The 18393-nt window shown below is 69.3% G+C and carries 17 protein-coding genes, 1 tRNA gene, 1 pseudogene and 1 riboswitch; of the genes and pseudogenes, 3 read left to right on the top strand and 16 right to left on the bottom strand.

The features are described from left to right. The first annotated feature begins 58 nt into the window (after positions 1–58). Positions 59–1375 (top strand): type III glutamate--ammonia ligase, encoded by a 1317-nt coding sequence (gene glnT, locus Ga0080574_RS05745; RefSeq protein ID WP_076695975.1) that lies wholly within the window; start codon positions 59–61, stop codon positions 1373–1375. Between the two features lie 61 nt (positions 1376–1436). On the opposite strand, the gene Ga0080574_RS05740 is transcribed toward glnT, so the two are convergent. After that, positions 1437–1667 carry a DUF2842 domain-containing protein gene (locus Ga0080574_RS05740; protein ID WP_076695973.1) on the bottom strand — a complete coding sequence of 77 codons (231 nt, stop codon included), beginning with the start codon at positions 1665–1667 and terminating at the stop codon, positions 1437–1439. Next, complete coding sequence (locus tag Ga0080574_RS05735; protein WP_076695970.1) at positions 1667–2959, bottom strand: adenylosuccinate synthase; 1293 nt, start codon at positions 2957–2959, stop codon at positions 1667–1669. The genes Ga0080574_RS05740 and Ga0080574_RS05735 overlap by 1 nt, the downstream gene beginning before the upstream one ends. A gap of 154 nt (positions 2960–3113) precedes the next feature. Here Ga0080574_RS05735 and Ga0080574_RS05730 point away from each other — a divergent pair, with 154 nt between their 5' ends. Beyond that, a complete protein-coding gene (locus Ga0080574_RS05730) occupies positions 3114–3509 on the top strand; it encodes a DUF6524 family protein (protein ID WP_076695968.1) in 396 nt (131 codons plus the stop codon). A gap of 3 nt (positions 3510–3512) precedes the next feature. On the opposite strand, the gene Ga0080574_RS05725 is transcribed toward Ga0080574_RS05730, so the two are convergent. From Ga0080574_RS05725 to Ga0080574_RS05670, 12 genes are all read right to left on the bottom strand, one after another. Then, positions 3513–4442: an AEC family transporter gene (locus Ga0080574_RS05725; protein ID WP_076695966.1), complete on the bottom strand. Its 930-nt coding sequence runs from the start codon at positions 4440–4442 to the stop codon at positions 3513–3515. 148 nt (positions 4443–4590) lie between these two features. Then, on the bottom strand, positions 4591–5391 hold the full coding sequence (locus tag Ga0080574_RS05720; RefSeq protein ID WP_076695964.1) for an MBL fold metallo-hydrolase: 801 nt from the start codon (positions 5389–5391) through the stop codon (positions 4591–4593). Beyond that, positions 5388–6188: a TatD family hydrolase gene (locus Ga0080574_RS05715; protein WP_076695962.1), complete on the bottom strand. Its 801-nt coding sequence runs from the start codon at positions 6186–6188 to the stop codon at positions 5388–5390. The genes Ga0080574_RS05720 and Ga0080574_RS05715 overlap by 4 nt, the downstream gene beginning before the upstream one ends. Positions 6189–6261: 73 nt before the next feature. Further along, complete coding sequence (locus tag Ga0080574_RS05710) at positions 6262–7083, bottom strand: energy transducer TonB family protein (RefSeq protein ID WP_076695960.1); 822 nt, start codon at positions 7081–7083, stop codon at positions 6262–6264. Between the two features lie 3 nt (positions 7084–7086). Beyond that, positions 7087–7470 carry an ExbD/TolR family protein gene (locus tag Ga0080574_RS05705; RefSeq protein WP_237219325.1) on the bottom strand — a complete coding sequence of 128 codons (384 nt, stop codon included), beginning with the start codon at positions 7468–7470 and terminating at the stop codon, positions 7087–7089. Next, positions 7467–7850 (bottom strand): ExbD/TolR family protein, encoded by a 384-nt coding sequence (locus Ga0080574_RS05700; protein ID WP_076695956.1) that lies wholly within the window; start codon positions 7848–7850, stop codon positions 7467–7469. Before Ga0080574_RS05700 ends, Ga0080574_RS05705 begins: the two co-directional genes overlap by 4 nt. Positions 7851–8025: 175 nt before the next feature. Continuing rightward, positions 8026–8646, bottom strand: a complete 621-nt coding sequence (locus tag Ga0080574_RS05695; protein WP_076695954.1) for a MotA/TolQ/ExbB proton channel family protein — start codon at positions 8644–8646, stop codon at positions 8026–8028. A gap of 19 nt (positions 8647–8665) precedes the next feature. Beyond that, positions 8666–9415 (bottom strand): ABC transporter ATP-binding protein, encoded by a 750-nt coding sequence (locus tag Ga0080574_RS05690; protein WP_076695952.1) that lies wholly within the window; start codon positions 9413–9415, stop codon positions 8666–8668. Beyond that, on the bottom strand, positions 9412–10389 hold the full coding sequence (locus Ga0080574_RS05685; protein ID WP_076695950.1) for a FecCD family ABC transporter permease: 978 nt from the start codon (positions 10387–10389) through the stop codon (positions 9412–9414). Before Ga0080574_RS05685 ends, Ga0080574_RS05690 begins: the two co-directional genes overlap by 4 nt. After that, the gene (locus Ga0080574_RS05680) at positions 10386–11213 is read right to left on the bottom strand and encodes an ABC transporter substrate-binding protein (RefSeq protein WP_076695947.1); all 828 of its coding nucleotides are present in this window, start codon (positions 11211–11213) and stop codon (positions 10386–10388) included. The genes Ga0080574_RS05685 and Ga0080574_RS05680 overlap by 4 nt, the downstream gene beginning before the upstream one ends. Next, the gene (locus tag Ga0080574_RS05675) at positions 11200–13143 is read right to left on the bottom strand and encodes a TonB-dependent receptor plug domain-containing protein (protein WP_076695945.1); all 1944 of its coding nucleotides are present in this window, start codon (positions 13141–13143) and stop codon (positions 11200–11202) included. Before Ga0080574_RS05675 ends, Ga0080574_RS05680 begins: the two co-directional genes overlap by 14 nt. Positions 13144–13280: 137 nt before the next feature. Beyond that, a riboswitch (cobalamin riboswitch) is annotated at positions 13281–13472 on the bottom strand. A gap of 244 nt (positions 13473–13716) precedes the next feature. Continuing rightward, positions 13717–13791 (bottom strand) — tRNA-Phe (locus tag Ga0080574_RS05670). A gap of 149 nt (positions 13792–13940) precedes the next feature. Here Ga0080574_RS05670 and mnmH point away from each other — a divergent pair. Next, positions 13941–14999 carry a tRNA 2-selenouridine(34) synthase MnmH gene (gene mnmH / locus Ga0080574_RS05665; RefSeq protein WP_076695942.1) on the top strand — a complete coding sequence of 353 codons (1059 nt, stop codon included), beginning with the start codon at positions 13941–13943 and terminating at the stop codon, positions 14997–14999. Here the strand turns inward: mnmH and selD are convergent. Both selD and Ga0080574_RS05655 read right to left on the bottom strand, forming a co-directional pair. Further along, positions 14981–17142 (bottom strand): annotated as a pseudogene (selD, locus tag Ga0080574_RS05660) (selenide, water dikinase SelD). The gene mnmH and the pseudogene selD sit on opposite strands and share 19 nt — an antisense overlap. A 220-nt stretch (positions 17143–17362) precedes the next feature. After that, entirely contained in the window at positions 17363–18391 is a 1029-nt protein-coding gene (locus Ga0080574_RS05655; protein WP_076695940.1) for an ABC transporter ATP-binding protein, read from the bottom strand. Positions 18392–18393: the final 2 nt, after the last annotated feature.

The raw sequence follows: 18393 nt of genomic DNA, 5'->3' as shown, positions 1-18393 counted from the left end.
GGCCGGTCGGACCGCGCAAGCGGTCCGAAACCAATAAAAAGACAGGGACAGACCGACCATGACCGACCTCACCGCCTTCGCCCGGGACAAGGGCGTGAAATATTTCATGATCTCCTTCACCGACCTCTTCGGTGGCCAGCGCGCCAAGCTGGTCCCCGCACAGGCCATCGCAGATATGCAGGAAGACGGCGCGGGCTTTGCCGGGTTTGCCACCTGGCTCGACATGACGCCCGCGCATCCCGACATGCTGGCGGTGCCCGATCCCGACACCGTGATCCAGCTGCCCTGGAAACCCGAGGTCGCCTGGGTCGCGGCCAATTGCGTGATGGAGGACAAGGAGGTCGCCCAGGCGCCGCGCAATGTGCTGCGCGCGCTGGTGGCCGAGGCCGCGAAAGAGGGGTTGCGGGTCAAGACCGGCATCGAGGCGGAGTTCTTCCTGCTCACGCCCGAGGGCACCGAGATCTCCGATCCCGCCGACACCGCCGCCAAGCCCTGCTACGACCAGCAGGCGGTGATGCGGCGCTACGATGTGATCGCCGAGATCTGCGATTACATGTTGGAGCTCGGCTGGGGTCCCTATCAGAACGATCACGAGGACGCCAATGGCCAGTTCGAGATGAACTGGGAATTCGCCGATGCGCTGGTCACCGCCGACCGCCATTCCTTCTTCAAGTTCATGGTCAAATCGGTCGCCGAAAGGCACGGGCTGCGCGCCACCTTCATGCCCAAACCCATCGAGGGGCTGACGGGCAATGGCTGCCACGCGCATATCTCGGTCTGGGACACGAGCGGCACCACCAACGCCTTTGCCGGCGACGGCGGCGGTCAGATCGGCGAGGTCGGGCTTTCCGAGCAGGGCGGGTATTTCCTCGGCGGCATCATGAAACACGCCGAGGCGCTGGCGGCGATCACCAATCCGACGGTGAACAGCTACAAGCGGATCAATGCGCCGCGCACCCTTTCGGGCGCCACCTGGGCGCCCAACACCGTCACCTGGACCGGCAACAACCGCACCCATATGGTGCGGGTGCCGGGGCCGGGCCGGTTCGAGCTGCGCCTGCCGGATGGCGCCGCCAACCCCTATCTGCTTCAGGCGGTGATCATCGCGGCGGGGCTCTCGGGCCTGCGCTCCAAGGCCGATCCCGGGCCGCGCCACGATATCGACATGTATGCGGAGGGTCACATGGTCACGGATGCGCCGAAGCTGCCGCTCAACCTGCTCGACGCGATCCGCGCGATGGATGCGGATACCGAGCTCAAGGCGATGCTGGGGGCGGAGTTCTCGACCGCCTATGCCAAGATGAAGCGCCAGGAATGGGACAGCTTCGTCTCGCATTTCTCCCATTGGGAGCGCGAGCACACGCTGGATATCTGAGCGCCGCCCGCGCGCTCAGCCGGTGATCGCCGCGCCCGGGCAACCCGGGGCGCGGCGCCTGTCATTTCCGGTCGTCTTTCGCGTCCGGATCGGGCTGGCCCACGCCCTTGAAGACGAATTTGAACGGGATCGCCCAGAGAAAACCCAGACCCACATAGACCAGCAGCTCGACCCAGATCGGTGGTCGTCCGAGCGCGTTGACGAGACTGACCGCCGCCATGATGTAGAGCGGCAGCCAGACCAGCAGCAGAAAGAGCGACAGGCGCTTGCGGGTCTTGTGCGTGAGCGCCATCAGTCTTCGAACGGATCGGTGACGAGGATGGTGTCGTCACGCTCCGGCGAGGTCGAGAGCAGGGCGACCGGGCAACCGATCAGCTCCTCGACGCGGCGCACGTATTTCACCGCGGCGCCGGGCAGGTCGGCCCAGCTGCGCGCGCCCTCGGTCGACTCGCTCCAGCCTTCCATTTCCTCGTAGACCGGCGTGCAGCGGGCCTGCTGGTCGGCGGCGATGGGCAGGTGGTCGAGCAGCTCGCCGTCGAGCATGTAGCCGGTGCAGATCTTGATGGTCTCGAACCCGTCGAGCACGTCGAGCTTGGTCAGCGAGATGCCGTTGACGCCGGAGGTGGCGCAGGTCTGGCGCACCAGCACCGCGTCGAACCAGCCGCAGCGGCGCTTGCGCCCGGTGACGGTGCCGAACTCGTGCCCGCGCGTGCCCAGCCGGTTGCCGTCCTCGTCGTCGAGCTCGGTCGGGAAGGGGCCTTCGCCGACGCGGGTGGTATAGGCCTTGACGATGCCCAGCACGAAGTCGATGGCGCCCGGGCCGATGCCGGTGCCGGTGGCGGCCTGACCGGCGATTACATTGGACGAGGTGACAAAGGGATAGGTGCCGAAGTCGATATCGAGCAGCGCGCCCTGGGCGCCCTCGAAGAGGATGCGCTTGCCGGCGCGGCGCTTTTCGTTGAGCACCTTCCAGACCGGCCCGGCATATTTCAGGATCTCCGGCGCGATCTCCTTGAGCTGCGCGATCAGCCCGTCGCGGTCGACGGGGTCGAGCCCGAGCCCGCGGCGCAGCGCGTCGTGATGCACCAGCGCCCGGTCGACCCGCGCCTCCAGCGTCGCCGGATCGGCGAGATCGGCGACGCGGATGGCGCGGCGGCCGACCTTGTCCTCATAGGCCGGGCCGATGCCGCGACCGGTGGTGCCGATCTTGGCCACCGAGTTCTGCGACTCGCGGGCGCGGTCGAGCTCGCCGTGGATCGGCAGGATCAGCGGCGTGTTCTCGGCCACCATCAGCGTCTCGGGGGTGATCTCGACCCCCTGTTCGCGGATCGTCGCGATCTCTTTCACCAGGTGCCAGGGGTCGAGCACCACGCCGTTACCGATCACCGAGAGCTTGCCGCTGCGCACCACGCCCGAGGGCAGCGCGTTCAGCTTGAAGACGGTGCCGTCGATCACAAGGGTATGGCCCGCATTGTGGCCCCCCTGGAAGCGGGCGATCACATCGGCACGGCTCGACAGCCAGTCCACGATCTTGCCTTTGCCCTCGTCGCCCCACTGGGCGCCCACGACGACCACGTTCGCCATAGCTCTGTGTCCTTTTGAAGGTCCAAACGGGCTCCGTATAGCGAAGCGCCGGGGCGGGCGAAACCGTCAATTTGAGCGATCCGCGCCACGCGGGCGCTGGACAGGTCGTGCCGGATCGGTGCATTTGGCGCGGGTATGGTAAAAGGAGCGTGTCATGGGGTTTGTTCTGCGTTGGGCGGTGGCGTTCGGACTGGTGGCGGCGACGTGGAATCCGTCGCAATGGAACTATCTGCGCTGGGTCCGCAGCGAGGGACCGGGGCAGCTGCCGCTGGCGGTTCTGCTCGGCCTGCTGCTCTTTGCCGCCTATGTGATCTATCTGCGCGCCACGCTGCGCTCGATCGGGGCGTTCGGCATGGCGCTGGTGCTGGCGCTGGTCGGCGCACTGCTCTGGGTGCTGTGGGACTGGGGCGTGATCGAGCTCTCCGATCCCGACCTCTCCGCCTGGATCGGCATCTTTGCGCTGTCGCTGGTGCTGGGGATCGGGCTCAGCTGGTCGCTGGTGCGGCGCCGGCTCTCGGGGCAGGCGGATGTGGACGATGTGGAGGAATAGGCCTCAGGGCAGGACCTGAAGCCAGACCCAGCTTGTGACCACGCAGAGCGCCGTGCCGATCAGCACCGAGGAGGCGGCGACGCGCTTGGCGCGCCCGTACATATTGGCGAAGAGATAGGCATTGACCCCGGGCGCCATGGCGGCGGTGAGCACCGCCGAGCGCATATTGTCGGTGCTGAGCCCCAGGAGGCTGCCAAAGAGATAGGTCAGCGCCGCATGCAGCCCGAGCGCGATGGAGCAGACATAGAGGATGGCGCGCAGATCGCCCTCGGGGCGGTAGCGATAGAGCACGCCGCCGAGCGCAAAGAGCGCGCCGGGCAGGGCGGTGCGGGTCACCATGTCGAGCGCCTGGGTGACCGGCTCGGGCAGTGTGACCGAGCCGAGATTGAAGGTGATGCCGATCAGGATGCCCACCACCAGCGCATTGCGGAACACCGCGCGCAGCACCGTGAGCGGCAGGCGGCGGATCTGGGTCCCCCGGGCGCGGGCGATCTCCATCGCGGTGATGCCGAGCGTATAGCCGAAGGGCGAATGCAGCGCGATGATGGCGTAATTGCCGCTGAGCGCATCGGGGCCATAGGCGCGCTCGGTGATCGGCAGACCGAGCAGCAGCGTGTTGGAGAACAGGCAGACAAAGCCGATGGCGATGGAGTCTTCCCAGTCGCGGCCGAACAGCAGCCGCGCGCCGAACAGCCCGGCGGCGAAGGCCGCGACCGCGCCGCCATAGAAGGCCAGCAGCAGCGGGATCGAGAAATTGCTGCCGAGATCGAGCTGCCACATGGCGCGGAACAGCAGGCAGGGCACGGCGATGGTCTGGGTGAACTCCATCAGCCCGTCGATCGCCTGCTCCGGTAGCAGCCGCCGCCAGCTCGCGAGATAGCCCGCGCCGATCACGATGAAGACCGGCAGGATGACGTCGATCAGCGCCTGCACGGTTTAGCGGTGCTCCGGAGAGGGATTGCGCCGCGCTGCGCGCGTCGCCGGGGGGCGCCGGTGAGAGGTCGCGCAGATACCCCGGCGCGGCACGGGCCGGCGCGGGCAGGGTGGCGTATTTGCAAAGAGAAGACGCTGCGGGGCCGGGTCAGAGCGCATAGCGCAGGACCATGCCGTCATAGGCCGGAACGATGTGCTCGGGGGTCTCGGCGGCGACGGCATCGTGGTCGAGGTCGATATGCATATTGGTGAGCACCGCGCGTTTCGGCTGCATCTTCGCGATCCATTCCAGCGCCAGGTCGAGATGGGCATGGGTCGGGTGCGGGGTGCGGCGCAGCGTGTCGAGGATCCAGCAGTCGAGCCCCTCCAGATGCGCCCAGGAGGCCTCGGGGATGCGGATCACGTCCGGTAGATAGGCGACATCGCCGATGCGGAAGCCGAGCGCGTCGATGCTGCCGTGATTGACCTCGAACGGGGTCAGCGTGATCGGCCCGCCGGCGCCGTCGATGGTAAAGGGCGCCTCCGAGATCGTGTGCATGTCGAGGATCGGCGGGTAGGGGCTGCCCTCGGGCTGCACGAAGGCATAGCCGAAGCGCGAGAACAGCGCGTTCTGGGTGTCGCCATCGGCCCAGACCGGCAACCGCTCGCGGCGGTTGAAGACGATCTGGCGGAGATCGTCGAGCCCGTGGGTGTGATCGGCGTGGGAATGCGTCCAGGCGACCGCGTCGAGCATGCCGATACCGGCGTCGAGCAGCTGGGCGCGCATGTCGGGGGTGGTGTCGATCAGCACCCGGGTGATGCCGTCCGCGCTTTCGCGCTCGACCAGCAGCGAGCAGCGGCGGCGGCTGTTTTTCGGATTTTCCGGGTCGCAATCGCCCCAGAGCCCGCCGAGCCGCGGCACGCCGCCGGACGAGCCGCAGCCGAGAATGGTGAAGCGCAGTTCGGTCATGCGGGCTCCCACGCGGCGGCCTTGGCGAAGAGCCGGTCGAAATTGGCCTCGGTCGCGGCGGCGAAGTCTTCGTAGGAGAGGCCGAAGGTCTCGGCGCCGACCTTGGCGGTGTGCACGCTATAGCCCGGCTCGTTGCGCTTGCCGCGATAGGGCGGCGGCGCGAGATAGGGGCTGTCTGTCTCCACCAGGATGCGGTCGAGCGGGGCGGAGGCGAAGATCTCGCGCAGCTCTTTCGATTTCGGGAAGGCGGCAATGCCGGACATCGAGAGATAGAACCCGCAATCGAGCGCGGCCTTGGCCAGCTCCGGCCCGGAGGAGAAGCAGTGCAGCACGCAAGGGTAGGGTCTGGCGCGATAGCCTGCGGTGAGGATATCGATCATGTCCTCATCCGCGGCGCGGGCGTGGATGATCAGCGGCAGTCCGGTTTCCTGCGCCGCCTCGATATGGGTGCGCAGCGATTGTTTTTGGATCTCCGCGCTCTCGGCGGAGTAATGATAGTCGAGCCCGGTCTCGCCGATGCCCACGAATTTCGGGTGCTGCGTCAGTGCGACCAGCTCGTCGAGTGTGGCCAGCGGTTCCTCGGCGGCGCTCATCGGGTGGGTGCCGGCGGCGTAGAAGACCGGGTCATGCGCCTCGGCGATGGCGCGCACCTGCGGCTCGTTGCGCAGGCGGGTGCAGATGGTGACCATGCGGTGCACGCCGGCCTCGACCGCGCGGGCGATGACCTCCGGGCGCTCTTCGTCGAAATCCGGGAAATCGAGATGACAGTGGCTGTCGGTGATGTAGGGGGTGGTCATTGGGCACGTCCTTTGCGGCCCGGTATCTCGGATGGCGCGGGCAGGGTCAAGCGGATGGGACCGGTTGCGGCACTCAGCGGCGGGCAAAGGCCAGCGGAAGGTCAAAGCTGTAGCGTCCGGCGGTGAGTGCGCGCGGCGCGCGCGGGTAGCTGGCACGTTTGGCGGCGGTGAGGGCGGCGCGGTCGAGCGCGGCATTGCCCGAGGAGCGCAGCAGGCTCAGCGCGGCGAGCCGGCCCTCTGGGGTGAGCGCGATGCGCAGGCGGACCTGGCCGGTGGCCTGAGGCTGGCTGACGCGCGCCTGGGCACGGGCGACGGCGGTGCGGATCCGGGCGCCCCATTGCGCCTTTGCCGAGGCGATGGCCGCCTGCGAGGGGCCGGCGGGGCTCGCCGGGCTCGCGCCGCTGCCGCCTTGCGTCGCGCTGCCTTTCGCGACTTGCGCCTTGCGGGGCTGCGCGCCGCCGCTGCGCGGCTTTGCGTCTGCGGTGGTTCTGGCGGCGGGCGTGGCCCTTGCCTGCGGCCGGGGCGAGGCGGCCGGGGCGCTGCGCGCCTGCGCCGGGGCGGTGTCGAGCGCGGGCGCCTCCGGCGCCTTGGCCGGGGCGGGCGCCGCTGGCGCGGCGCTTCGGGGGGCGGCGGTCGGCATCGCAGGCGCCTTCGGCGCGGTTTTCCGGGCGGGAGCGGAGGGCGCCGGGGCCGCTGGCGTTGGGAGAGCCGGCGCGGCCTCCCAGCGCTCGGCCAGCGCCGCGAGCCCTGCGGGCGCGGCTTGCAGCGTCACCGAGGCGTCGCCGCCATCGCCCTGGGGGGCGCCACCACCGCCGGTGCCAAGGCCGAGACCGAGTGCGACCACATGCAGCGCGGCGGCGACACCGGTGAAGACGAGAGGCTCCAGGAGGCGCATGGTTCAGTGGCCTCCGGCGGTGACGAGCTGCACCTCCGGCGCGCCTTGCGCGGAGAGGCGGGCGAGGATGCGGGCGAGCTCGGCGGCGGGCAGGCGGGCGTCGGCTGCGAGACGCACCGCGCCGGCTGCCGCTGCGGCCTCCAGCGCCGGAGCGCCGCGCTGCTCTCCATAGGCGAGCTGGCCGCCGGCGGAGAGATAGAGCGTGTCGCGCTGCGCCTTGTCGGGGTCGCCCGGCGCCTCGGGGGCGGCGATGTCGAAAGGCGCGGGCGTGGTGAGACTGGCGGTCATCAGGAAGAAGATCAGCAGCAGGAAGACCACGTTGATCATCGGCACCACCGGCTCCGGGCGCGGGCGGCGGGGGCGGTCGGGCAGCAGGCGTGGGGTCACGGCGCGGGCTCCAGCAGGGCGAGGCTGGTAAGACCTGCGTCGCGCAGCGCGGCGAGCACCTGCGCCAGACGTTCGGTATCGGTGCCGGGCGCCGGGCGCAGCAGGATCGTGTCGTCGGGGCCCTGCATCAGTGGCGCAAGCGCCTCTGGCAGATCGGAGACCGGCTGGCCGTTCAGGAGCAGCGCATCGGGGGCGACGGTGACAAGGCGGGGCGGCCCCTGCCAGCGTTCGGAGCCACCGCCGGCGAGGGTGAGCGGCAGCGCCTCGACGCTGCCGAAGCGGGCGGCGAGCATGAAGAAGACCAGCAGCAGGAACACCACGTCGATCATCGGCGTGAGGCTGGGCCGGCGGCGGCGGGTCTGCTGCGGCAGGTTCAGCATGGCGGCGCATCCTCCCCGGCGCTGCGCGGGTGGAGAGGGCGCGGGTGCGTATTTGGAAAGAGAAGACCCCCGGGGGCGCGCCGCAAGGGGCTTTCATCTTTCCGCAAATACTCCCGCCGGAGGCGTCCGGCGCTGGCCGCTCGTCCCGGCGCCGGGGTCGGGGCGCGCCGGGCGGTCATTGCTTGTCTCGCGGCGCGGTGAAGAGCCGTGTGGCGAGGTCTTCGAAATCATGGGCGAGCGCATCTGTGACGCTGTCGAACCAGCTCAGCGCCATGGCCGCTGGGATCGCCACGCCCATGCCGGCCGCGGTGGTCAGCAGCGCCTCCCAGATGCCGCCCGCCAGCGCCGCCGGATCGGCCTGGGCGCCGGCCTCCTGCAAGGCCTGGAAGGCGCCGATCATGCCGAGCACCGTGCCCAGAAGGCCGATCAGCGGCGCGATCATCACCACCAGATCGAGCGCGCGCAGGCCCGAACGCGCCTCGGTCAGCAGGGCGCGCGCGATGCGGGAGGCCTCTTCGCGGGCGGGCTCTTCCGGATAGGCGATGAGCGCGGCCATGGCGGCGGAGAGGAAGCGCGCGCGCAGCCCGCCGCGCTGGCGCAGCAGATCCTGCGCCGCCTCGCGCGCGCCCTCGCGCCAGAGCGTCACCGCGCGCTCGGCGCGGTCGCGGCGCCAGGCGCCGCTGCGCGACAGCCGCCAGAGCTTCCACAGGATCAGCGCCAGCGTCGCCACTGACAAGGCGAATATCACCCAGAGCGCCGGGCCGCCACGGTCGAGGAACTCGGTGATCCGGGTCATATGGGCGCTCCCTTCGGGGTCATGGCAGCACGCCAAGCGGTTGCAGCAGCGGGCCGTGCTCGGTTTGCAGCATATGCGCGCGCAGGTGAAAGACCTCCGCGAGAGTGTCTTCGGTCAGCACCTCCAGCGGCGGGCCGTCGGCGGCGAGCCTGCCGCGGTCGAGCAGCAGCAGCCGGGTGCAGTGGCGCGCCGCCAGCGTCAGGTCGTGCAGCGAGGTCAGCACCGCGTGGCCTTCCTGCGCGAGCCCCTCGAAGATGCGCAGCGTGGCGATCTGGGCTGCCGGGTCGAGCCCGGCGATGGGTTCGTCGGCCAGCAGCAGCGGCGCCTCCTGCGCCAGCGCGCGGGCGATCAGCACGCGGGCCTGCTCGCCGCCCGAAAGCTCGGTGGCCTTGCGCTTGCGGAAGCCCTCCAGCCCCATGCGGGCGAGCGCGGCCTCCACCGCATCGGCGCGCAGCGCCCCGGCGCGGCTGTCATGCGGCAGGCGGCCGAGCGCCACCAGCGTCTCCACGCTGACCGGCCAGGCGATCTCGCGCGCCTGCGGCAGCCAGGCGGCGGCACGGGCGCGCTCGCGGGCGGGCAGGGACGAGAGCGAGGAGGTGCCGCCATGTGGCATGAGGCCAAGGGCGGCGCGCATCAGCGTGGTCTTGCCGGCGCCGTTGGGGCCGATGAGGCCGACGCATTCGCCGGGGCCGATCGAAAGCGTGACGCCATCCACCACCGGGCATTGCCCGCGCGTGACGGTGAGCGCGTCGAGGGTCAGCAGGCTCATAACCCCCTCCGCGTCTTGTAGATCAGGTGCAGGAAGAGCGGCGCGCCGATCAGCGCCATGACAACGCCGAGCTTGAGGTCGCGCTCGGGCAGGATCAGCCGCACGGCGATGTCGGCGGCCAGCAGCATCGCCGCGCCGCCGAGCGCCGAGGCCCAGAGCAGCCGCGAGGGCCGGGCGCCGCAGAGCGGGCGCAGCAGATGCGGCACCACGAGTCCGACAAAGCCCACGGCGCCGGCCACGGCGGTGGCGGCACCGACGGCGGCGGCGGTGCCGAAGAGCAGCCGCAGCCGCAGCGAGGTGAGCGAGATGCCGAGCGCCTGTGCGCCGTCCTCGCCCAGCGTCAGCGCGTCGAGCCCGCGCCCCAGCGTCAGCAGCGCGGCACCGCCGAGGGCGATCAGCGGCGCGGCCAGTGTCAGGTGAGTGAGTGAGCGGTCGGCGACCGAGCCCATCATCCAGAACACGATTTCATAGGTGGCATAGGGGTTTGACGACAGGTTCAGCACCAGCGAGGTCAGTGCACCGGCCAGCGCCGAGACCGCGATGCCCGCGAGGATCAGCACCAGCGAGCCGCCGCGCGGCCCCGCCAGCAGCAGGATCAGCGCCACCGCCGCCAGCGCGAAGAGCAGCGCCATCAGCGGCAACGCCAGCGCAAACGCCGCCGCCAGCCCGGTTTGCAGCGCCAGCACCGCGCCGAGCGCCGCCGAGCCGGAGACGCCGATCAGCCCCGGCTCGGCCAGCGGGTTGCGCAGATAGCCCTGCATCGCGGCGCCCGAAAGCCCCAGCGCGGCGCCCACCAGCGCCGCCAAGGCGCTGCGCGGCAGGCGGATTTCCTGCATCACCATGACATGCAGCGGATCGCCGAGGCCCACGAGCCCGCCCAGCACCGCGCGGGGCGGCAGCGCGGCATATCCCAGCCCCAGCGAGGTGAAGAACAGCGCCAGCACCAGCGCGGCGAGCGGCAGGGCGAGCCTCATTGCGCCGCCTCCCAGTCGTGGCGCAGATCGCGCATCGCCGCCACCGCATCGAGCAGCGCCGGCGTGCCGCAGATCCAGTTCGGGCTGTCCACCACCTGATGCAGCGCGCCGGTAGCCTGAAGCGCGGGGTGTTGCAGCAGCGAGGTCGCCTGCGCCGGGCTGTCATAGGGGCGGCTGACGAGGATCAGGTCGGGCTCGGCCAGCAGCAGCCCTTCGAGCGGCAGACGCCCGCGTGTCGCCATGCCTTTTTCATCGGCGAGATTGGCCATGCCGGCGGCGTTGAGGATATCGCCGGTCAGGGTCTGGGCGCCGGCGGTCTCGTTGAAGGGCATGTAATAGGCCACGCGGGGTTTGCGCGTTGGCGTTTCGCGCAGCGCCGCGAGCCGGGCGTCGAAACCGGCCAGAACCTCGGCGGCGCGGGCCTCGCGGCCCAGCAGCGCGCCCATGCGCAGGATGTTCTGCCGCGCGTCCTCGAGCGAGCGGGCGGGGGAGAAGCGTTCGACCCTGTAGCCCAGCTTTTCCAGCATCTGCGTGGCGGCGCGGGCGGTGTAGCTGCCGGCGATCACCAGATCGGGATGCAGCAGCACCACCTCTTCGGCGCTGGCGGTATTGGCGGGCAGCGCCTGCGCCTCTTCGGCCATGGCCGAACTGCGCGGATCCTGGGCAAGCCGCGAGACCGAGACGAGCTGCCCCGGCGCGCCGATCAGCAGCGCAAGCTGATCGGTGCAGACATTGAGCGAGACGACGCGGCCCGGAGCCGCGCCGGCAGCGACCGCCGCCAGACACAGGGCGGCAGCCAGCGCTATGCGCCTAGAAGCTCGCACGGACCCCGAAATACCAGGCACGGTCGGACTGTCCGTAGCCCGGCGCGGTCTGGTAATCCTCGTCGAAGAGGTTCTCGACCCGCAGATAGGCCTGGGCGGTGTCGGTGACGTCATAGGTGAAGGAGGAATTCACCAGCCCGTAATCGTCGAGCCCTTCGCGGTCGGCCTCGTAAAGGCCGTTTACCGAGATGCGGGCGCGGTCGGTGATATCCGCGCTCAGCCCCAGCGCAAAGACATGCTCGGGCACCGAGGCCTGCCAGCCGGAGCTGTCCAGCGACACCGACGAAAAGCTGTCGGTCCAGGTATAGCTGCCGTCGAGCGTCAGGCCCGGGCGCAGCTCATAGGCCCCGGCCAGTTCGATGCCGCGGCGGGTGCTGGTTCCGTCCGCCTGCACATAGGCGTAGCTCGTATAGGAGTAGTCGATGATGTCTTCGGCTTCGATCCAGAACGCGGTGGCGCTCAGCCAGGCGGTATCGCCAAAGCGCTTCTCGACGCCGAGGTCGAAGCTGACCGAGGTCTCCGGGTCGAGCCCGGCATTGCCGGAATAGGCATCGTAGAGCTCGTAGTTGGAGGGTGCGCGATAGCCGGTCGCGAGGTTGGCGCGCAGGCTCAGGTCGGGCCGGGCGCGCCAGACGCCGGAGAGCCGCCCGGTGGTGTGGCCGCCGAATTCCGAGTGATCGTCGTGGCGCAGCGCAAAGCTCAGGTCGATATTCTCGCTCGGCGTGAAGGTGAACTCGGAAAACAGCGAGGTCACCGTGGTCTCCTGATCCTGCGAGCTGCCATAGGGGCCGAAACTCGATGCGCCGGCGATCTTGTCCTCATAGGTCTCGATGCTGCGCTCGGCTCCGACCACCGCGCGGGTGGTGGCACCAAGATCGAAGCCCGCCTGATAGCGGTAGGTCTGGCGCGTGCCCTCGTATTCGAAGCGGAACGGGTAGGGCGTGCCCGTATAGGGCGGCGTGTCGGGCGCAGAGCTGTCGAGCGAGGTGCCGTGCAGGGCGCGGTCGCTCCGGAACCAGGTGGCCGAGATCTCGTGATCGACGCCGCCGGTGGCAAAGGCGAGGGCGGCGCGCAGGCCGGTCTTTTCGCTGTCGACAACATCGTCGGGCGAGCCGTCGAAGACCCGGCCGCTGCTGTTTTCGTCGTAATCGTATTTCGCTTCTTCGTAGAAGCCCGAAAGGCTCAGCTCGGCGGCACCGCCGCCCAGATCGTAATGGCCCGAAAAGCTCAGGCGCCGCGCCTCGTAGCCGTCCTCTTCGTCGTTCTTGTCGTTGGGGTTGGCGGTGCCGTAATTCAGCCCGTCCTCATCCGCCGCGGAAAACCCGTCGGTCGAGACATAGGACAGCGTCACGGCGGTCTCGTGCCCCTCACCGCGATTGTAGAGTGTCGCGGCGCTGCGCAGCGTGTCGTGGCTGCCGTATTCGGCGAAGACATCGGCGCTGAGCCCGTCGCGGCTTGCGCGTTTGGTGGTGATATTGACCACGCCGCCGATCGCCTCGGAACCGAACAGCGCCGATTGCGAGCCGCGCAGGATCTCGATCTGGCTGATATCGCCGGCGGTGAGCCCGCCGAAATCATAGGCCACCTGGGTGGCCGCCGGATCCGACACGTCGATGCCGTCGATGCGCACGGCGATGTTCTGCTGCGACACGCCGCGGATGGTGATCCCGGCATTGGTGCCGAGCGGCCCGTTCGAGCGGATCGAGACGCCGGGCTGGCGGGCGAGGATGTCGATGACCCGGGTGTCGCCGTCGCGCTCCAGATCTTCCTCGGTCAGCACATCCACGCTGACGCCGGTCTGGAGCGGGGTGGTGGCCTCGTAGCCCACATAGATGGTGATCGGCGGCAGTTCATAGGCTGCATTGTCCTGCGCGTGCAGCGGGAGGCTGCCGAGCGCCAGCGCAGAGACGGATCCGAGGATCTTCTTCATGGACGGCGGTCCTTTCCTTGTCGGCCCCTGGGCGGGGCTATGCGGTGATGCTCGCTGGAAAGGCTGGCCCCTCGCGCGAACGGTGCGTCATGTCACCACGAACGGAAGGACCGTTCCCAAGGCGCGCCCCGCGCATGGGGAGGGTGATCACCCTGGCAGGTCTCCTGACTTGCGGGTCACAGCGCCGGTCGGGCCTTCCCGGGCCTGCTCGCCCAGTGGCATGATACCGATGACGCTCGCCGCTCACAGTTGCGGGGGCAGTCGCGGATTTGCACCGCGTTCCCTATTCTCCGGACATCTGGCCCGGAACCAAGGCGCATATCGCATACTTTGCCGGGCGCTATCGCGCAAGGGCCGTGTTGGGCCGCAACACACATCGCGAGCGCGGACAACAGGGCGGAGCCGCTCAAGCTCGACGCCGATGTTTTCTGCGGGCGCCGATGTAGACGGGGGGCCTAGTTCGTGGCGATCAACGCAACGATGACTGATCGAACGCATCGGTAACGACGAGCGGGCGCCGTGTTCCAAGGGGCTCGGGTAGCCGCAAAACACATCGATACAGGGTTTTATTAATGGTGCCCGGGGGCGGAATCGAACCACCGACACGAGGATTTTCAATCCACTGCTCTACCCCTGAGCTACCCGGGCACGGGAGAAGGGCAGCGCCCTTCGGGTGCAGGGGGGATAGCCGAGCGCCGCGCCGGTGTCCAGAGGGTTTTCGACGAAAAAACCGTATCATGCCGAGCTTTGCGCGATCCGGCTTTTCTCCGTCCCGGGGGCAGGGTAGATCTGACCCTATGGCGCGCTCCTTTCTCTCCCTTTCCGCTCTGCTCGACCACGGGTTCGACACCGTGATCGACGTGCGCAGCCCGGCGGAATTCGCCGAGGATCACGTGCCCGGCGCCATCAACCTGCCGGTGCTCGACAATGAGGAACGCGCCCGCGTCGGTACGATCTACAAGCAGGAGAGCCCGTTTCTCGCCCGCAAGCTCGGTGCCGCGCTGGTGTTCCGCAATGCCGCCGCCCATATCGAGGGGCCGCTGGCGCATCACGAGGGCGGCTGGCGACCGCTGGTCTATTGCTGGCGCGGCGGGCAGCGCTCGGGCTCCTTCGCATGGATGCTGCAACAGATCGGCTGGCGTGCCGAGGCGGTGGAGGGCGGCTATCGCACATACAGACGGCTGGTGACGGGGGCGCTTTACGACAGCCCGCTGCCGTATCGGCTGATCCAGCTCGGCGGCTATACCGGCACCGCCAAGACCGCGCTGTTGCCGCGTCTGGCGGCGCGCGGGGTGCAGGTGGTCGATCTGGAGGGGCTGGCGCGGCATCGCGGCTCGTTGCTGGGCGAGATGCCGGGCGGGCAGCCGAGCCAGAAGGGCTTCGAGACCGGGCTGGCGCAGGCGCTGAGCGCGCTCGATCCGGCGCGCCCGGTGCTGGTGGAGGCGGAGAGCAGCAAGATCGGGCAGATCCTGCTGCCGCCCTCGCTCTGGGAGGCGATGAAACAGGCGCCCTGGATCGAGGTCACGGCACCTCTGGACGCGCGGGCGGCGTATCTCGATGCCGCCTATGACGACATCCTCTCGGACGGGGCGCGACTGAAGCAGATGCTCGACCCGCTGCGCTTTCATCGCGGCCATGCGCTGGTGGATCGCTGGGGCGCGCTGATCGACGCGGGCGAGCGGCGGGCGCTGTGTCGCTCGCTGGCCGAGGATCACTACGACCCGGCCTATGAGAAATCCAGGACGGTCTTCGCGCCGCGCGTGCTGGACCGGTTCGGGACGCCGGCGCTGGACGAGGCGGCGCTCGATACGCTGGCCGACCGCATCGCCGAGAGGCTTCAGACGATCGAGATGTGACCGGGCCAGTCGCCGGAGATCCTGCCGATCACCGCCGCCCCGAAGCCGAGCGCGCGCAGCTCGGCCACGCGTGCGGCGCCGTCCGGGATCGCCGCGAGCAGCCCCCGGCGGTCTGCGGATCGAAGAGCAGATCGGCGCGGGGGCTCTCGGCGCTCAGCCCGGGGACGGCGGCGCGGTTCTTTGGATAGAGGGTTGAGCGGATGCCCTTTTCGGCCAGCTCTTCGGCGCCGGGCAGCAGCGGGATCGCGTCGAGGACGAGCTCGGCGCTCCTGCCCGAGGCCAGGCAGATCCCGTGCAGATGCCCGGCGAGGCCGAATCCGGTGACATCGGTCATCGCATGCGCGCCGCTCAGCAGCGCCGCCGCGTCGCCCTGCGGTCGGGTCATGCTGGTCAGCGCCTCTGCCACCCAGTCGCCGCTGGCCTCTCCGGCCATCTCGGCGGCCATGATCACGCCGGAACCCAGCGGTTTGGTCAGCACCAGATCGTCGCCCTCCTGCGCGCCCGCGAGGGTGATCGGCGCCGCCTCGCAAAGCCCGGTGATGGTGAAGCCGATGGTCAGCTCGTCGCCCATGGAGGAATGCCCGCCGACGATCTCGGCGCCGGCGCCGCGGAAGATTGCAGAGCTTGCGGTGAGGATTTCGGTCAGCGTCCGTTCGGCCAGCGCTTCGGACATGCGGGGCAGGGTGAGGCTGACGGTGGCGGCCTGCGGCGCGGCGCCCATCGCCCAGATATCGCCAAGCGCATGCACGGCGGCGATGCGGGCCATGACCACGGGGTCTTCGGTGAAGGCGCGCAGATGGTCGGTGGTCAAGACTTGACGGGTGCCGCCGGTATGCAGCAGCGCGGCATCGTCGCCGGGCAGGGCGGTGACATCGCTGCGGTGCGGGGGAGGCAGGTGCGACAGCGCCGCCGAGAGCGCATCGCGCCCGACCTTGGCGCCGCAGCCGCCGCACATGGGTTTGTCGCCGAGCGCGTCGGCGCTACCGGCGGCGCGGGGCACCGGCAGGGGCGGCTGCGGCATCTGCGGCAGGGCCTGGAATTTCGCCATGAACCTGCGGTCGATACGATCCTTCCAGCGCCACATGAGCGGCCCGGAGAGCGCCAGACCGAAGCGGTCGCCGAGGGCGGATTTCTCGCCCAGCGAGATTAGCTTGAGATAATCCTTTTGCGGGCGATAGCGGCGGGGGGAGTCCTCGCCCGAAAGCCGTTTGCGGAGGTTGTCGAAGAGGATCGGCGCCTCGCGCACCGCATAGACCCCGGCCTTGGGGCGCGGGCTCCGCGTGAGATGGGCGCAATCGCCGGCGGCGAAGACATTCGGGTCGGCGCTTTGCAGCGTGGGAGAGACGGCGATGAAGCCCTCATGTAGCGCCAGCCCGGTCTCGCGCAGCCAGCCATAGGGGCGGGCGCCGGCGGCGCCGGTGACGAAATCCGCAGCGATCCGGTGCCCGTTGTCCAGCGTGAGGTCGGTGGCGGTGACCTCGGCGATATTGGCGCGCTCGTGCAGGGTGACGCCCTGTGCGGCAAGCGCGTGGCGCAGCCTGGCCGCCGCCTGTGGGCGCAGGGCGGAGAGGGCGGTGTTCCGGTCGATGAGATGCACCTCGGCGGCGCGGCCGCGCGTTCTCAGGGAAAACGCCATGGCGGCGGCGAGCTCGGCGCCCGCCACGCCGCCGCCGATCACCGCGACCGAGGCCGGGCCGCTGCGCGCGCGATAGGCCGCCCAGGCGCTGGCGAAGGCACCGAGCGGTTTGGCGGGGATGGCGTGGTCGGTAAAACCCGGAAGATCTGGCATCGCCGAGGTGATGCCGATATCCACCGAAGCCACGTCGAAGCCGATGGGCGGGCGTTCGGCGACATGGATCTGTCTTGCGGCGAGGTCGATGCCCTCGGCTGTGCCGAGGATCACCCGCGCGCCGGCGAACCGGGCGAGCCTGACGAGGTCGATATCCAGCGCCTCGCGGCTGTAATGCCCGGCGACAAAGCCCGGCAGCATGCCGGAATAGGGCGCGGTCGGGCCGGGATTGATCACCGTGACGCGGGCGCCGGGCAGCGGATCCATCCCCCACATGCGCAGCACCAGCGCATGGGTATGCCCGCCGCCGATCAGCACCAGATCTCGGGTCAGGGGCAGGCTGGGGGGCTTCATGGGCGGCACTCCTTGAACGCTATGCCGCCTCTAGCATGTGTCGGCATGGCTGCCCATGCGCCATGATGCGCGGGGATTGATCTTTCAAATGGAACGGGTGCCGCAGAGCCAAATCAAGAGGCCCGGATCAAGTCCGGGGCGGGAGGGGCGGAACCGTAGGCTGGGCAATCCTGCCCACCGAACCCGCGACACATCACGGGGTCCGCTGCGTCAAACCACGTCACCCGCGGATCGCCAGCCCCGCCGCGTCGAACACATGCGTCTGCCCGGGTTCGAAACCGAGCCCGCAGGTCTCGCCCGGCGCCAGCCCGGCATCGCCATGGCTGCGCACGGTGATCTTGCCCGCGCCCTCGCAATCCACGATCACATAGGTGTCGGCGCCGAGATATTCGACCACATCCACAATGCCGTCGATCTGCCCCGAGCCCGGTGCCCCCAGCACGATATGCTCGGGCCGGATGCCAAAATGTTCGGCCTCCGCAGGCAACGGCGTCTCCAGCCGCAGCCCGGCGGTGGCGGCGGGAAAGACGTTCATCTTGGGCGAGCCGATGAATTGCGCGACGAAGAGGTTGCCGGGCCGCTCGTAAAGTTCGCGCGGGGTGCCCACCTGGCTCACCTTGCCCGCCTCCAACACCACGATGCGGTCGGCCAGCGTCATCGCCTCCACCTGGTCATGGGTCACATAGATCATCGTCGATTGCAGCGACTGGTGCAGCTTGGCGATCTCGTAGCGCATCTCCACCCGAAGCGCCGCGTCGAGATTGGAGAGCGGCTCGTCGAAGAGAAACGCCGTCGGGTCGCGCACGATGGAGCGCCCGATGGCCACCCGCTGACGCTGCCCGCCGGAAAGATCCTTTGGCCGCCGGTCGAGCAGCGCCTCGAGCTTCAGCACCCGCGCCGCCTCGTCGACCTTGGCGGCCATTTCGTCCCTGGGCACCCCCGCCGCCTTTAGCGAGAACCCCATATTCTCGCGCACCGACATATGCGGGTAGAGCGCGTAGCTCTGGAACACCATCGCCAGCCCGCGCCGCGCCGGCGGCTCCGAGGTCGCATCCTTGCCGCCGATCAGGATCTGCCCGCGCGAGGTCTCCTCCAGCCCGGCGATCATCCGCAGAAGGGTGGATTTCCCGCAGCCCGAGGGGCCGACGAAGATGACGAACTCGCCTTCCTCGATGTCCAGATCAACGCCCTTGATGACCTGCGCGTCGCCATACCATTTCTCGACGGCTTTCAGCTCGATGCTTGCCATGT

This window comes from Salipiger abyssi, from assembly GCF_001975705.1.
In the GTDB taxonomy this organism is placed as follows: Bacteria; Pseudomonadota; Alphaproteobacteria; order Rhodobacterales; family Rhodobacteraceae; genus Salipiger; species Salipiger abyssi.
The sequence above is the reverse complement of the archived record's forward strand: the minus strand, read 5'-3'. Positions and strand labels throughout refer to the sequence as shown.